The 14651-nt window shown below is 66.6% G+C and carries 12 protein-coding genes; 1 reads left to right on the top strand and 11 read right to left on the bottom strand.

Annotated features, from left to right (window positions below; genetic code table 11):
• Positions 1 to 29: 29 nt before the first annotated feature.
• The 3 genes from KU887_RS27420 to KU887_RS27410 all read right to left on the bottom strand — a co-directional run bounded on the left by KU887_RS27420 (position 30) and on the right by KU887_RS27410 (position 3600).
• Entirely contained in the window at positions 30 to 617 is a 588-nt protein-coding gene (locus tag KU887_RS27420; RefSeq protein WP_080324173.1) for a class I SAM-dependent methyltransferase, read from the bottom strand.
• A 467-nt stretch (positions 618 to 1084) separates the two neighbouring features.
• The gene (gene poxB, locus KU887_RS27415) at positions 1085 to 2806 is read right to left on the bottom strand and encodes a ubiquinone-dependent pyruvate dehydrogenase (protein ID WP_258256272.1); all 1722 of its coding nucleotides are present in this window, start codon (positions 2804 to 2806) and stop codon (positions 1085 to 1087) included.
• A 293-nt stretch (positions 2807 to 3099) separates the two neighbouring features.
• The gene (locus KU887_RS27410) at positions 3100 to 3600 is read right to left on the bottom strand and encodes an Lrp/AsnC family transcriptional regulator (protein WP_023476957.1); all 501 of its coding nucleotides are present in this window, start codon (positions 3598 to 3600) and stop codon (positions 3100 to 3102) included.
• 195 nt (positions 3601 to 3795) lie between these two features.
• Here KU887_RS27410 and KU887_RS27405 point away from each other — a divergent pair, with 195 nt between their 5' ends.
• The gene (locus KU887_RS27405; RefSeq protein WP_077217962.1) at positions 3796 to 4812 is read left to right on the top strand and encodes a 1-aminocyclopropane-1-carboxylate deaminase; all 1017 of its coding nucleotides are present in this window, start codon (positions 3796 to 3798) and stop codon (positions 4810 to 4812) included.
• A gap of 44 nt (positions 4813 to 4856) precedes the next feature.
• On the opposite strand, the gene KU887_RS27400 is transcribed toward KU887_RS27405, so the two are convergent.
• The 8 genes from KU887_RS27400 to KU887_RS27365 all read right to left on the bottom strand — a co-directional run bounded on the left by KU887_RS27400 (position 4857) and on the right by KU887_RS27365 (position 14647).
• Positions 4857 to 5597 carry a polysaccharide lyase gene (locus tag KU887_RS27400; RefSeq protein WP_258256269.1) on the bottom strand — a complete coding sequence of 247 codons (741 nt, stop codon included), beginning with the start codon at positions 5595 to 5597 and terminating at the stop codon, positions 4857 to 4859.
• Positions 5598 to 5616: 19 nt separating this feature from the next.
• A complete protein-coding gene (locus tag KU887_RS27395) occupies positions 5617 to 6381 on the bottom strand; it encodes a WecB/TagA/CpsF family glycosyltransferase (protein ID WP_258256267.1) in 765 nt (254 codons plus the stop codon).
• Positions 6378 to 7325 (bottom strand): glycosyltransferase family 4 protein, encoded by a 948-nt coding sequence (locus KU887_RS27390; RefSeq protein ID WP_258256265.1) that lies wholly within the window; start codon positions 7323 to 7325, stop codon positions 6378 to 6380. The genes KU887_RS27395 and KU887_RS27390 overlap by 4 nt, the downstream gene beginning before the upstream one ends.
• Positions 7326 to 7390: 65 nt before the next feature.
• Entirely contained in the window at positions 7391 to 8701 is a 1311-nt protein-coding gene (locus KU887_RS27385) for a hypothetical protein (RefSeq protein WP_258256264.1), read from the bottom strand.
• Complete coding sequence (locus KU887_RS27380; protein ID WP_258256260.1) at positions 8635 to 9903, bottom strand: hypothetical protein; 1269 nt, start codon at positions 9901 to 9903, stop codon at positions 8635 to 8637. Before KU887_RS27380 ends, KU887_RS27385 begins: the two co-directional genes overlap by 67 nt.
• Positions 9904 to 9923: 20 nt before the next feature.
• Positions 9924 to 11168 (bottom strand): UDP-N-acetyl-D-mannosamine dehydrogenase, encoded by a 1245-nt coding sequence (wecC, locus tag KU887_RS27375; RefSeq protein WP_212158189.1) that lies wholly within the window; start codon positions 11166 to 11168, stop codon positions 9924 to 9926.
• Positions 11169 to 11196: 28 nt separating this feature from the next.
• Positions 11197 to 12375 carry a non-hydrolyzing UDP-N-acetylglucosamine 2-epimerase gene (gene wecB / locus KU887_RS27370; protein WP_258256259.1) on the bottom strand — a complete coding sequence of 393 codons (1179 nt, stop codon included), beginning with the start codon at positions 12373 to 12375 and terminating at the stop codon, positions 11197 to 11199.
• A 19-nt stretch (positions 12376 to 12394) separates the two neighbouring features.
• Complete coding sequence (locus KU887_RS27365) at positions 12395 to 14647, bottom strand: polysaccharide biosynthesis tyrosine autokinase (protein WP_258256258.1); 2253 nt, start codon at positions 14645 to 14647, stop codon at positions 12395 to 12397.
• Between the last annotated feature and the right edge of the window lie 4 nt (positions 14648 to 14651).

Below are 14651 nucleotides of genomic sequence, written 5' to 3'. Positions count from 1 at the left end.
CCGCGTCCGGGCGCCCCGCGCGACCGGGCTCAGCCGGCGTATGCGGCGGCGCAGCGCACGGTGACGATTCGTGCAGGTGGAAGATTGGCCCAGACGATCCGGCTGCCGCTGGCAACGAATGCCGAGTCGCCGAGCGGATGACGGCCTGGCGGGCGCAGGTCGTAGGTGAATTGAATCATCACGCCGTCGGCCGACAGCACGCGATGGCATTGACCGACGATCGCCGCCACGGCTTCACGGGGCAGCGTGCGCAGCGGCAGGCACGACACGATCGCGTCGACCGTCGCGCCCGGCGGCAGCAACCGCTCGAGCTGCCGTGCGTCGCCCGACACGATCGAGATACCGGGAAAGCGCCGTCGCAGATGCTGCACGAACGCCGGCGAGCGTTCGACGACGACGAGGCGCCGGGGCGCGACGCCGCGTTCCAGCAGCGCCGCGGTGATCGCGCCGGTGCCGCCGCCGAGTTCGACGACCAGCCCGTCGCCATCCGGCACCGCGTCGGCCATCTCGCGCGCCAGATGCCGCGAACTCGGGCACAACGCGCCGACCGCGGCCGGCCGGCCGACCCACTCGCGCACGAACAGTGCCGAGACACGCCACGCGTTCGGCCACGTCATAGGCGGGCCTCCGGCGCGTGCGCGGTCGGCGGCGACAGGCCGACGACTGCGCGGGACAGGGCTACGGCGACACGGGCAAGGTTCATGCGCATCCTCCTGGGCGAATCGGTCCGCCGCGGGACACGCGACGATCAATCGATTCTAGGAAACGCAAACTTAAGACGACGTGAAGATTGACCCTGATTCTCCTGACCAATTCGTGCCGGATCGGCCGTCGATTGCCGAGCCATCATCGATGCGCGGCCGCGAGTGCGCGGGATAACGCGCGTCGACCAACCGGGCCTGCCGCAGCGCCGTGTCGATCGCGGCGCGAGTGCGGTCCTCATGGGTACGGCGGCCGAAATGGGGTCAGCACTTCGGCCGCCATATCGTTGTTCCCGCCGTTCATCGAAACCGTGCGCAAGTGGGCGGTACAGCCCCGCCTGCGAACCGCGCGTCACGCTCGCCGCACGACGCGCGATACACCGTCACCGCAAGTTGGTTCTCGCCAGTTCGACGATCTCGTCGCCGCGCCCGCTGAGAATCGCGCGCAGCATGAACAGGCTGAAGCCCTTCGCATGCGCGAGCTCGATCTTCGGCGGCATCGCGAGCTCGTACTTCGACGTGACGACGTCGACCACCGCCGGCCCGTCATGCTCGAACGCGGTGCGCAATGCGTGTTCGACGTTCTCCGAATGCTCGACGCGCACGCTGAAGATGCCGGCGCCCTTCGCGATCGCCGCGAAGTCGGTCGGGCTCAGGTCGACGTTCGTGTCGAGATAGCCGGCCGCCTTCAGCTCCATCGACACGAAGCCGAGCAGGCTGTTGTTGTACACGACGATCTTGATCGGCAGCTTGAGCTGGCGCGCGCTCAGCAGATCGCCGAGCAGCATCGACAGCCCGCCGTCGCCCGACAGCGACACGACCTGCCGCCCCGGATGCGCACCTTGCGCGCCGAGCGCCTGCGGCATCGCATTCGCCATCGACCCATGGTTGAACGAGCCGTGCAGTTGCCGCTTGCCGTTCATCGTCAGGTAGCGTGCCGCCCAAAGCGTCGGCGTGCCGACGTCGGCCGTGAAGATCGCATCGTCGGCCGCGACTTCGTCGATGATCTTCGTCAGGTACTGCGGATGGATCGCGCGGCCCGGCGGCTCGGCCACCGCGAGATCGTCGAGCCCCTTGCGCGCGGCCGCGTAGTGCTTCAGCGCATTCTCGAGGAAGCGCCGCTGCGTCTTGCGCGTCAACCGCGGCAGCAGCGCCGCGATCGTTTCCTTCACCGTGCCGACGAGCCCGAGCGCGAGCGGCGCGCGATGGCCGAGCTGCGAGCCCTTCCAGTCGATCTGCGCGATCTTCGCGTTGGTCGGATAGAACGGCCGGTACGGGAAATCCGTACCGAGCATCAGCAGCGTGTCGCACGACTCCATCGCGTGATAGCCGGAACTGAAACCGATCAGCCCCGTCATCCCGACGTCGAACGGGTTGTCCCATTCGACGAACTGCTTGCCGCGCAGCGCATGCACGACCGGCGCGCCGAGCGTGTCGGCCAGCGCGACCACTTCGTCGTGCGCCCCCTGCGTGCCGCTGCCGCACAGCAGCGTGACCGCGTCGGACCCGTTGAGCAGCGCTGCGAGCCGGTCGAGATCGGCATCGGCCGGCAGGATCGACGGCGGCGCCGATTCGCTCCACGCCGGCGCCTCGTCCGGGCCGTCGCCGAGCGCGATGTCGCCCGGCAGCACGATCACCGCCACGCCGCGCTCCTCGATCGCGGTGCGCATCGCCCGCGCCAGCACGCGCGGAAACTGCGACGCGTTCGTCACGAGCTCGGCGAAGTGACTGCATTCGCGGAACAGCTCCTGCGGATGGGTTTCCTGGAAATAGCCGAGACCGATCTCGGTCGACGGAATGTGCGCGGCGATCGCGAGCACCGGCTGGTGATTGCGGTGGCAGTCGTACAGCCCGTTGATCAGGTGCAGGTTGCCGGGCCCGCAACTGCCCGCGCACACCGCGAGCCGCCCGGTCGACGCGGCATCGGCGCCGGCCGCGAACGCCGCGCTTTCCTCGTGCCGCGTGTGCATCCAGCGGATCGAGCCGATCTGGCTCAGGCTGAACGACAGGCCGTTCAGGCTGTCGCCCGTCACGCCCCAGATGCGCTCGACGCCCGCTGCCGCCAGCGTCTTCGCCAGGTATTCCGCCATCGTCTGTCTTGCCATGATGCCCTCGCTCGTTGATCGGTCGTCGATTGATCCGGCGGCGGCGCCTGCGGCCTTCGCCGAGATGACGGGACGAGCATACGCGATCGCGCCGGGCGGCGTCGTGACGGTGCAAGCGGCATGGCATGCGCGACAGCGCGGCCGGGCCCGTTCGCGCGGCCAGCCCGCTCTTTCCGCGCGATCGGAAGAGCGTCGCTGCCGCCTGGGCAATCCGTGCACGCGGGCCGATGCGGACTCGGCCGGACGCCGCTTCGTCCGGAAGCGTCCGCCCGGCCACGCGCGGGCGTCATCCGCTATACCGGCAGCGCATGCGTCGACAGGATCTCCTTGAGTACCATGAACGAGCGCACCTGCCGTACTCCCGGCAGGTACAACAGCTGTTCGGCATGCAGCCGATTGAAGCTGTCGTTGTCGCGCGTCCGCACGAGCATGAAATAGTCGAATTCGCCGGTCACGACATGGCATTCGACACACCCTGACACTTTCTGCGCGGCCTTCTCGAACGCGGCGAACGTTTCCGGCGTCGAGCGATCGAGCACGAAGCCGATCACGACCAGCATCCCGGCACCGAGCGGCTTCGGGTCGAGCAGCGCGACGATGCCGCGAATCAGCCCCATTTCCTTCAGCCGCTCGACGCGCCGCAGGCACGCAGGCGCGCTCAGTTTCACTTTCGCCGCGAGGCTCACGTTCGAGATCGACGCGTCCTGCTGCAGTTGCCGCAGGATCGCGCGGTCGATGCGGTCGAGCGCCGGTGCGGCGTCAGCGGGTGATGCGCTGCCGCGATCTAATTTCATTGCGCCAATCTCCTGTTTGACGAATCAGAATTGTTTATTTTTAATTATCAACGTCGACAAAATAGGTCGACGCAATTCATTTCGCAAGCTCATTTCCCGCGCTTCTGCCTATCATTTTCGTCATCGGCGCACGGCCTGCCGGCCGCGCCCGAACGATCCGATTTCCCGCCTTGTTCCCCTTCCGGAGCCCCGCCGATGAATCTGCAACGCTTCCCCCGTTATCCGCTGACGTTCGGCCCGACGCCCATCCAGCCGCTCAAGCGCCTGAGCGCGCATCTCGGCGGCAAGGTCGACCTGTATGCGAAGCGCGAGGACTGCAACAGCGGCCTCGCATTCGGCGGCAACAAGACGCGCAAGCTCGAATATCTCGTTCCCGACGCGCTCGCGCAGGGCGCCGACACGCTCGTGTCGATCGGCGGCGTGCAGTCGAACCAGACGCGTCAGGTCGCGGCCGTCGCCGCGCATCTCGGGATGAAATGCGTGCTCGTGCAGGAGCACTGGGTCAACTACGAAGATCCGGTGTACGACCGGGTCGGCAACATCCAGTTGTCGCGGATGATGGGCGCCGACGTGCGGCTCGTATCCGACGGTTTCGACATCGGCATTCGCCGCAGTTGGGAAGAAGCGATGGAGAGCGTGCGACAGGCGGGCGGCAAGCCGTATCCGATTCCGGCCGGCTGCTCCGAGCATCCGCTCGGCGGGCTCGGATTCGTCGGCTTCGCGGAAGAAGTGCGGGCGCAGGAAGCGCAGCTCGGCTTCAAGTTCGACTACGTCGTCGTCTGCTCGGTGACGGGCAGCACGCAGGCCGGGATGGTCGTCGGCTTCGCGGCCGACGGACGCGCGGACCGCGTGATCGGCATCGACGCATCGGCGAAGCCGGAACAGACACGCGAACAGATCACGCGCATCGCGCGGCATACGGCCGAGCTGGTGGGGCTGGGCCGCGATATCGTCGAACAGGACGTCGTGCTCGACACGCGTTACGGCGGGCCCGAATATGGGCTGCCGAGCGACGGCACGCTGGAAGCGATTCGGCTGTGCGCACGACTGGAAGGCATGCTGACCGATCCCGTTTACGAAGGGAAATCGATGCACGGGATGATCGACAAGGTGCGGCTCGGGGAATTCGAGCCGGGGTCGAAAGTGCTGTATGCGCATCTCGGCGGGGCACCGGCGTTGAGTGCGTATAACGGGATTTTTCGGGAGGGTTGAGAGGGTGCGGGCGCATGCGCGACATGCGCCCGGTGCCGCTCGGCTCAGTCGGCCGACTGGCGCAATACCTTCATTTCGATGTCGCCGTAATACAGGGTCCGCTCGGTCACATCGGACGGCCGGGTCTTCCACCACCATTTGTAGAGGCCGAGCTTGAAGTAGGCCTGATGGTCGTTCGGGAACGCGTTCGGTACACCCGTCACATGCACGACGCGGTCCCCGTTCCGGAAGACGTCGGCCAACGCATCGACGCCGCGATCGTCGGGCCGATACCGGAGCATCCACCGGACCGGTTCCCCACGATCCGCGATCGGGTCGCCAAACGCGAACGACCGGCTCGGCGTGCCCGGCGCACCGCGTACATCGACTTCGTATTTCCCGTTGTTCAGCAGCAACGCGAACGGCGGCGATCCATCGTTACCGCCCTGATGCAACTGGGCAATGAGTTCCGGCTGTCTGGAATCGAACCGATAATCGGCGGGAATCACCGTCGACCAGCGCACCTCGTAATCGCGGCCGTTCACGAAGCGAAACACAGGGGAAAAACTGACTTCCGAACGGGGCGTCCCGCTCGCCACCTCGCTGAAGTCCTGCGAACGGTTCATCGATACCTTCAGCAGCGTGTCGCGAATGCCGAACAATTCGCCCGTCGTGATGTTCTGTAGTGCCGGTTCCTGCAGACGAAGCCGCGAATCGATACCGCGCGTCCAGTCCGACCGATAGAAACGCGTTTCCTCATGCGCGCCACCCGGCGGTCCCGCGTGGCAAGCCGATACGACGAACATGCATGCGGCGATAACCCATCTACTGCGCATCGGCCGCTCCTTTGCGCCGAAACAACCGGGCAAGATACGCGCATGCGAGCATCCCCAGGAACCGACTGTTGGTCGACAGATAGCGCTTCCACATCCGCCCCGGCTCCTGGATCACACGGAACGCCCATTCGAGGCCGCTGCGCTGCATCCACAGCGGCGCCCGCTTCACCTTCCCCGCCACGACGTCAAACGTCCCGCCCACGCCCATCACGAAATCGACGCCCAGCTGCGCTTTCCAGCGATTGATGAAATTCTCCTTGCGCGGCGACGTGATCGCGACGAACAGCATTCGGGCGCCCGAGCGGCGGATATCGTCGACGACCGCCTGTTCGTCGTCCCAGAAATAACCGTGGTGATATCCCGCGATCGGCAGCCCCGGATAACGCGCCGCCGCCACCGCGACAACCTGTTCGACGACTTCCTGCGTCGCGCCGAGCAGATAGACCGGCAGCCCTTTCGCGTCGGCCAGCGCCAGCAGCCGATCGAACAGATCCACGCCCGCGACGCGCTCCGGCACCGGGATACCGAGCAGCCGCGCGCCCCACACCACACCCATGCCGTCGACGTTGACGATGTCGCATGCGCGGACCGACGCGGCAAGCTCCGCATCGCGCTGCAGGTGAACGACCTTCGCGACGTTGACGACCACGTGCTGCGTGAATTCCCGCTTCTCGACTCTCGCGCCGATCCAGTCGACCGTCTCGTTCATCGACATCAGATGGATCGGGCATGAGAAAAATTCGGCGCGGTTCATCGCATGGCCTCGTTATCGCGTTTTTCGGTATCGGGCACCGCGTGCGCGAATCGCGGCGGCTGGCAAAGCGACGCATACAGCGCCTTCAACTTCGTGGACACATCGGCGGAGAAGTAACCGAGCGCCGCAAGCCGCTCCCGCCCGTTGGATCGCGTGCCGGCCTTCAACACATCCGCAAGCTCGTTCGTGAGTCGGCCCGCGTCGTGGTCGAACACGACCATGCCGGGCGACACGCCGTCGAGCAGTTGCCGCACGTTGCCGACATCGACCGATACCACCGGCAGATTGACCGCCATCGCTTCCTTCACCGATTGCGGCGATCCTTCGCGGGTCGACGTCATCAGCAGGCACGCGGCACGCGCCAACAGGTCACGCACCTCGCTGCGCTCCAGACCGTCGATATGCCGCTCCTGCACCCGGATGCCATGTTGCGCCGACAGTTGCCGAAGCACCTGCGCAAACAACGGATAGTTCTTTTCCGGGCGTTGCGCGGAAGACGGAAACACGACGATCGGCAACGCGGATTCAGCACGCGCATCGTCGCGGTGCTCGACGAAGACCGTCTCGTCGACCGCGCACGGGATCGTCTCGCAGCGCCGGCGCAGCCGGATCAAACGCGATGAAATTTCCGCGCTGACGCCAATGCAAGCGTGCGCGAAGCAGGCCATCGTTTTCGATACCAGCCGCATCCATAGCGGGCCGAGGATGTCGGTGCCGTGAAATGTGATGACGACTCGCGCCCGGGTAAGCAGGCGAACCAGCGGCGCGGAGCACGCGCTCAGGCCGAAGTGATAATGCACGATGTCGTATCGTCCCGCGCGCGCCGCCTTCCAGACTTGCCCGATCGATCGCAGGTATTCGCCCTTGTCGCGATACCCTTCGATGACGAGCACGTCGACCGTACAGGCGCCCGAGCGCCGGAGCGCCTCGACCTGCTCGGTCACGAACACGCCTTGCCACGGGCTCGTACGGTTGCTGCCGAGATACATGTTCGTGACGACGAGAATTTTCATGAGCGGACCTCCACCGCACCATGGCGAGACGCGTGGCCGGCGCCTGGCCGTCCCCACGAGAACGCGTACATGGCCAGCAGTGCGGAAAATACGTAAGACGGCGACACAAACGCCATCGAGAAGATGTTGTCGAAGCAGAACGCGCCGACGATGTAGAACCAGACGGCCGGCTTGCGTCGCGCCTGTCCGTAAGCCAGCACGAACACGAGCCACGCGATCGCGCCGAACACGCCCATCTCGACGAACAGATGCGGATAGAACGTATCGGTGGTCTTCAACAGCCCGCCGAGCCCATACCAGTCGAAGTGATAAAGCTGGTAGAGCGGCGACGAGAATTTCACCGATGCCGGACCGCCGAAGCTGCCCAGCCCCTCGCCCAGCAAATTGCCGTTGCGGATCGATTCGAACATCACGCGATAGGATTCGGCGCGCGCCGAATTGCCCGCAACGACATAGAACAAGATCTTTGCCATGCCGACCTTCAACAGCGAATCGAGCATGCCCATCGCCATCAGCACGAGCATCGCGCCCGCCATGCCGGCCGCGGCCAGCCACGCGCGCACGTCCCTCACGTTCCGCACGAACGGGTAGAACGCCAGCGCCGCGAACAGCTTGAACGAGAAACCGAGCAACCCGAACAGCAGGAAGCCCCACGATGCCATCGCCGCGCGGCGGCCGGACCAGTACCAGCGGCACAGCAGGAATGCGCAGAGATTGATGAAGCTGAATTCCGAGAAGAATCCCATCCATCCCTGTGCGCGCAGGAACAGCCCGGAGTCGATGCGGACCGGCATGAACAGCGGCAGCCCGATCGCGTACGAAACGTAGAAGTACAACTGAAACAGATCGTTGCTGACGACCACGCCGATGAACGTCTTGACCAGCACGTCGAGCCGGTCGCGGTACGGGAAGATCGCCACCGTGATCGCGACCGGAAAGAGGAAGCGGACGAGTTCCTCGATCCCTGCAGCCGGGTTGAACGACAGCAGCATCCCGATGCACAGCGACACCGCGACCGGAAGCGCAACGACGGCCAGCCGGTGAAAGCGCGGACGCAGCAGGATCGCCATGAACACCAGCGCGAACGCGCCCATCTTGACGATCTGCGAACGATCGTCGTCGAGCGTGAGCAGCGTATCGCTGACGCAGAAGACCCAATACGCCAGCGCAAGCAGGCCGGCGCCAAGATCGGCGACCCGCGATCGACGCCCCGCCATCGCCGGCGCTCGAATCGCGACGCTCATGGGCGCGCTCCCGACGGGACCGGAATGTCCTCTGCGCCGATCGACGCCGAATACGACGAACATACCCGTCGCGCATGCAAGACCACGATCCCGTTGCGGATCAGCGTCACAACCACCGCCGACGCGAGCATGCAGAAGAACCCGGCTTCGCCGCCGATCGCGACGCTACCACCGAGCAACGCGACGAACAGCGTCGACGTACCGATGTTGATTCGCGCGGTGACGGCACTCTTCTCGAACGCCATCATCACGTTGCTGCCGACGACACCAAGCACCCCGGCCGCGCACTGAATCGCCAGCGACACGCCGCCCGCGAGCGCCATGTACCGGTCATCCCCCTCCAACCCCGCCCGATAAGTCAGCCCCGCCACCATCGCCAGATTCATCACGAGCACGACCAGGTTCGACAGATCGATGTTGCGCCGCATCGCGCCCAGCGTCGTATCGAGCGGCGCCTTGTCCTTCTTCCGCTTCACGAGATCGGGCAACTGCGCGATCGAGATGGCGCGCGGCAGCAGGTTGCCGACCGCGGTCACCGATGCGAACAGCGACAGCATCCCCGCGAACGACGCGCCGCACATCGCCTTGGCCGCCGGCACCGTCACCAGCGCGATACCGCCGGACAGGAAATTGGTCAGCCCGAACTGCAGCCCCTTCATGTCGAGACGCATCGCGAACACGCCACGCCCCGGCGCCCCGATCGTGACAAACATCGCGACGGCCACGCCAATCAGCGACAGCGCCAGGCACAGCGACGCGGAATAGCCGTGACGCGTGCCGACCTGAAGCATCGCGCACGAGCCCGCGATCAGCAGGCAGTCGAACGCAATCGTGATCCGGTAGCGGCGGGTCGACACGAAGAAATGTCGCGCGAGCTGATACACGGTCCAGCCCCACATCAACGCGACCACGCCGCCGAGATCGAACGCGGCAATCCCGGTCGCGGACACCAGCACGCACGCGAGCGTGGCGGCCAATGCCGTCCATCCCGCCATCGACACCAACGAGTAGAACGCGTCGCGCGCCGCCTGCCGCCCGTCGCTGGCCGGCACGCGCACCAGGATCAGCGTCGCCCAGCCGATGGCCGTGAAGAAGCCGATCATCTGCGCGATCGACAGGTTGGATGCTACGTGTCCGAGTTCGTCCAGCGAATGGATCCGCTGGATGACCCAGAACGTCAGCACGCGATACAGGCCAGGAGCGCCCGTACAGACGAGCGCCTCGAGACGGCCCAGCAGCTTTCCGGCATCGGCGTTCCGCATCATGACTTCGCGCATCCCGCCCGTTACGCGCGCGCGAGCACGCCGCGCGTGTCGATCACGACCTTGGTCTGCAACCGCACCGGGTCCATCCGGCGGAACGGCGCGTGATCGACGAGGACGACGATCACGTCGGCTTCCGCGAGCGCGGTATGCAGATCGCACAGCCGCGCCTTCGCGTCGAGCGACGCCGGCAACGCATCGACGTTCGGCTCGACGACCAGCAGCGTCGCGTCGACATGCCCGGCCAGCGCATCGACGATCTTCATCGCCGGGCTCTCGCGCAGATCGTCGATATCGGCCTTGAACGCGAGGCCGAGACACGCGATCACCGGCTCGCGGAACCGGCTCGCCGCGTGCCGCACCCGCTCGACCACGAAATGCGGCTTGTCGTCATTCACGTGACGCGCCGTGCGGATCAGCCGCGCATGCTCCGGCGCCGAATCGACGATGAACCACGGATCGACCGCGATGCAGTGTCCGCCGACTCCCGGCCCCGGCTGGAGCACGCTGACGCGCGGATGACGGTTCGCCAGCCGGATCAGCTCCCACACGTTGATGTCGAGCTGGTCGCAGATCACCGACAACTCGTTCGCGAACGCGATGTTCACGTCGCGGAACGCGTTCTCGGTGAGCTTGCACATCTCGGCCGTCCGCGCATCGGTCAGGATGCACTCGCCGCGCACGAACACCGCGTACAGCTCCTGCGCGCGCGTGCCGCACTTGCGCGTCATCCCGCCGATCACGCGATCGTTCTCCACGAGCTCGCGCACCACGTGGCCCGGCAGCACGCGCTCCGGACAATGCGCGATCCGGACGTCCGAGCGCTCGCCGGCCTGCTGCGGAAACGTCAGGTCCGGTCGCTGCGCGGCGAGCCACGCCGCCATCCGTTCGGTCGCGCCGACCGGCGACGTCGACTCGAGCACGACGAGGTCGCCCTTCTTCAGCACCGGCGCGATCGACCGGCACGCGGCCTCGATGTAGCTGAGGTCGGGCTTGTTGCCGTCGGTAAACGGCGTCGGCACCGCGATCAGGAACGCATCGGCCGGCTCGGGCGTCGTCGTCGCACGCAGGTGGCCCTGCGTCACGGCCGCATGCACGAGCATGTCGAGTTCGGGTTCGACGATGTGGATCTCGCCGCGATTGATCGTGTCGACCGCATGCTGCGACACGTCGACGCCGATCACGCTTTTGCGGCGTGCGGCAAAGGCTGCGGCGGTAGGCAGGCCGATATAGCCCAGCCCGATGACGGAAACGGTTTCGAATGACATGAATGAGGTTCTCCAGACGTCAGGGAATTCAGCAGAGCGAGCCGGCCAGATACGCCGGCCCCTGCGTCAACGTCGGCGGCGACACGAGCAGATCGGCGATCCGCCCGCTCGCGCGGCCGTCGCCGTACGGGTTGTGCGCGCGGCTCATCGCGCGATAGGCGTGGCCGTCCTCCCACAGCTCGACCACCGCGCCGACCAGCCGCTCGACCTCCGTGCCGACCAAGCGAACCGTGCCGGCCGCGACGGCTTCCGGTCGCTCGGTGGTGTCGCGCATCACGAGCACCGGCTTGCCGAGCGACGGCGCTTCTTCCTGGATCCCGCCGGAATCGGTCAGGATCAACCACGCGCGGCTCATCAGATAGACGAACGGCACATACTCCTGCGGCTCGATCAGCACGACGTTGTCGATGTCGCCGAGCAGCCGCGTGACCGGCTCCCGCACGTTCGGATTCAGATGCATCGGATAGACGATCCGGCACTCCGGATAGCGCTTCGCGATCTTCGCGATCGCCTCGCAGATCTGTTCGAAGCCGCGGCCGAAGTTCTCGCGGCGGTGGCCGGTGACGAGGATCATGCGTCGTGCGTCGTCGACGAACGGGAACCGCTCGCGCATCTGCTGCACCAGCGCCCGGTCGCGCGTCAGGCGTTGGGTGATCGTCAGCAGCGCGTCGATCACCGTGTTGCCGGTCACGTGAACCCGGCCGGCCTCGACGCCCTCGGCCAGCAGGTTCGCGCGCGACGTTTCGGTCGGCGCGAAGTGATGCAGCGCGAGCGCGCCCGTCACCCGGCGGTTCGCCTCCTCCGGCCATGGCGAATACAGGTTGCCGGTACGCAGACCGGCTTCCACGTGCCCGACCGGAATGCGCCGGTAGTAAGCCGCGAGCGTCGCGCCGAGGGTCGTGGTGGTATCGCCGTGCACGAGCACGAGATCGGGCCGGAACGTATCCAGCACCGGGTCGAGCGCATTGAGGATGTGCCCGGTCAGGCCGCCGAGCGTCTGCCCCGCGCGCATCAGGTCGAGATCGAAATCCGGCACGATGCCGAACAGGTCGAGCACCTGGTCCAGCATCTGGCGATGCTGGGCCGTCACGCAGACGCCGCAGCGCACGCCTTCGCGGTCCCGCAGCGCATGGACGAGCGGCGCCATCTTGATGGCTTCCGGGCGGGTGCCGAAAGTGACGAGAATGTTTTCGTAGTGATGGGTCATCGGATTCTCCGTCGGCGGATCACGCACGATCCGCGGCGGTATGCGAATCGGCGCCGCCATATGCGTAGGCGCCGTAGTTGCCGTACTGCGCGGAGCGCAGTCCCGGCCGGAAGTCGTTGAACACGACGGCCGTCGTGCGCGCGCCGACGCGCTCGATGCGTTTCGCCGATTCAAGGAGTTCGCCCGTGGTCGTCACGCCGGAGCGCGCGGCGAGCAAGATCGTGTCCGCATGGGCGGCCAGCACGGTGGCGTCCGTCACCGGCAGCAGCGGGGGCGCGTCGAGCAGCACGAGGCTGTAATCGCGGCCGACCTGCGTCAGCAATGCCGCCAGGCGATCCGACGACAACAGCTCGACCGGCCGGTCGGTACGCGGGCCGGCCGGCAGCAGATCGACGTTCGGTGCGACATCGCGCACGATGGCGTCGTCGACGGTCGCGCCGCCACGCAGGACGGTCGACAGGCCGACATCCGGCCGCACACCGAAGCGCTTCGCCAGCTCCCCGCGTCTCAAGTCGCCGTCGATCAGCAACACGCGTTGGCCCGACTGTCCGAGCAACGCGGCGACGTTGGCCGACAAGAAGGATTTCCCGACGCCCGCGGAAGGCCCGGTGATCAACACGCGGTTGCCTTCGGGCCAGTCCAGCAGCTGCAGCCGCAGCGCCGTGCACAGGCTGTGCAGCGCCTCGACCGCGGGTTCGTTCGGCCGTGCCAGCGACAGGATCGGCGCATGGCCCTGCGCCGCGGCGGCGCGCTGCGCGAGCCGGCGCTGGGCGGCACTGTGCGGAATCGTCGCCATCACGTTCAGGCCCGTGTCGAGCTCGATCTCGGCCGGATCGGTGATGCCGCCGAACAGCACCGCACGGCCGATGACGCCGCACGTGCCGAGCACGAGGCCCACCAGCGCCGCAATCGCCGTGACCAGTACCGGCTTCGGCCGTACGGGTTCGTCCGGCACGATCGCGCGATCGATCACGCGCACGTTGCCGATCTTGCTCGCGGTCGCGACGCGAAGCTGCTGGATGCTGTTCAGCAGGCCGACGTAGATTTCGGTTTGCGCGGTCACGTCGCGACGCAGCCGCACGATGTTGCGCTGCGCGTCGGGCAAGCGCCGGATCGCGTCGTTGACCGTCCCGATCTGGGCGCGGGCCGCGGCGATCTGCCGGTCGACCGCGGTGAGTTCCGGGTGCGCAGGCGTTAACGTCGACGCCAGCGCAAGCCGCTTCTGTTCAAGTTCGAACAGCGACGTCTGCACGGCCGTCGATTGCGTCAGCATCGCCTTCGCCTGTTCGGTCAGATCGACGATTTCATGGCGAGCCTGGTACGCGTTGAGACGGTCCTCGGCCGTACGCAACCGGCGCTCCACCGTCGGCACCTGATCGCTGAGGAACGCGAGCGACTTCTCGGCGGTCGCCGCCTTCCGGTTCGCGTTCTGCCGCACGTAGTTGTCGGCAATCGCGTTCAGCACCGCCGCCGCGCGCACCGGATCGTGGCTTTCGTACGACACGCCGATCACCCCGGACTGATCCTTGCCGCGGTTCGCGATGGCCAGCTTCTTCCGCAATTCGGCGAGCACGACCTGCTTCGACCCGGCCTTCACGACGAACTGTGCACCGGCCGCGGCTTCGATGCCGGCGACCTGCAGCATCACGTCGCCGGCGGCCGTCTTCACGCGCAGCGGCGCGCCGATCTCGCCTTCCACATCGCGGTCGAGATCGTTGCCGGACACCCGATAGCGCCCGCCGCCCAGCAACGTGACGATGAACGGGTGTTCGCGGAAGCCGGACGGCACGTCGAATGCGGTCACGTCGATGTGCTCGTTGCCCCACACGAAGCCGCCGACCCCGAACAGGCCGGGTGTCGACAACCCGTGATTGAAGCGCGCGATCGCGGCCCCGATCAGCGGCACGCGGCGCGGCAGCGCTTCGATATACAGGCGCTGGACGTCGACGACCGGCTCCGTCACGAGGCGCGAGCGCAGGATTTCCATTTCGCCGTCGTCGGTCGACTTCACGTCGAACAGCGCGCCGAGGCCGCCGACGAGTCCGCCTTCCGCCATGCTGCGCAGGTCGGAGCCGCCGCTTTCGACCTGCACGGCGATGTCGGCCTTGTAGACCGGCTTCGCGACGAGCGCATAGGCGGCGCCGAGTGCGGTGCACGCCGCCGTGACCGCGAAAATGCGGCCGGCGTGCGCGATCAGCACGTCGAGGATGCCACGCACGTCGAGCTCGTCGGCATCGCGCGCAAGGGATCGACCTGGGTTGGTTGTGTTCATCTGA

This window comes from Burkholderia sp. EMB26, from assembly GCF_024730645.1.
Classification (GTDB): Bacteria; Pseudomonadota; Gammaproteobacteria; order Burkholderiales; family Burkholderiaceae; genus Burkholderia; species Burkholderia cenocepacia.
Note: the sequence above shows the minus strand (reverse complement) of the source record. Positions and strands in the feature narration are given on the sequence as shown.

What these genes read in the sequence shown, in the direction of transcription:
- KU887_RS27420 (WP_080324173.1), bottom strand. Translation starts at nt 617, where the DNA reads ATGACGTGGCCGAACGCGTGGCGTGTCTCGGCACTGTTCGTGCGCGAG.
- poxB (WP_258256272.1), bottom strand. Translation starts at nt 2,806, where the DNA reads ATGGCAAGACAGACGATGGCGGAATACCTGGCGAAGACGCTGGCGGCA.
- KU887_RS27410 (WP_023476957.1), bottom strand. Translation starts at nt 3,600, where the DNA reads ATGAAATTAGATCGCGGCAGCGCATCACCCGCTGACGCCGCACCGGCG.
- KU887_RS27395 (WP_258256267.1), bottom strand. Translation starts at nt 6,381, where the DNA reads ATGAACCGCGCCGAATTTTTCTCATGCCCGATCCATCTGATGTCGATG.
- KU887_RS27365 (WP_258256258.1), bottom strand. Translation starts at nt 14,647, where the DNA reads ATGAACACAACCAACCCAGGTCGATCCCTTGCGCGCGATGCCGACGAG.
- KU887_RS27405 (WP_077217962.1), top strand. Translation starts at nt 3,796, where the DNA reads ATGAATCTGCAACGCTTCCCCCGTTATCCGCTGACGTTCGGCCCGACG.
- wecB (WP_258256259.1), bottom strand. Translation starts at nt 12,375, where the DNA reads ATGACCCATCACTACGAAAACATTCTCGTCACTTTCGGCACCCGCCCG.
- KU887_RS27400 (WP_258256269.1), bottom strand. Translation starts at nt 5,597, where the DNA reads ATGTTCGTCGTATCGGCTTGCCACGCGGGACCGCCGGGTGGCGCGCAT.
- wecC (WP_212158189.1), bottom strand. Translation starts at nt 11,168, where the DNA reads ATGTCATTCGAAACCGTTTCCGTCATCGGGCTGGGCTATATCGGCCTG.
- KU887_RS27385 (WP_258256264.1), bottom strand. Translation starts at nt 8,701, where the DNA reads ATGTTCGTCGTATTCGGCGTCGATCGGCGCAGAGGACATTCCGGTCCC.
- KU887_RS27380 (WP_258256260.1), bottom strand. Translation starts at nt 9,903, where the DNA reads ATGATGCGGAACGCCGATGCCGGAAAGCTGCTGGGCCGTCTCGAGGCG.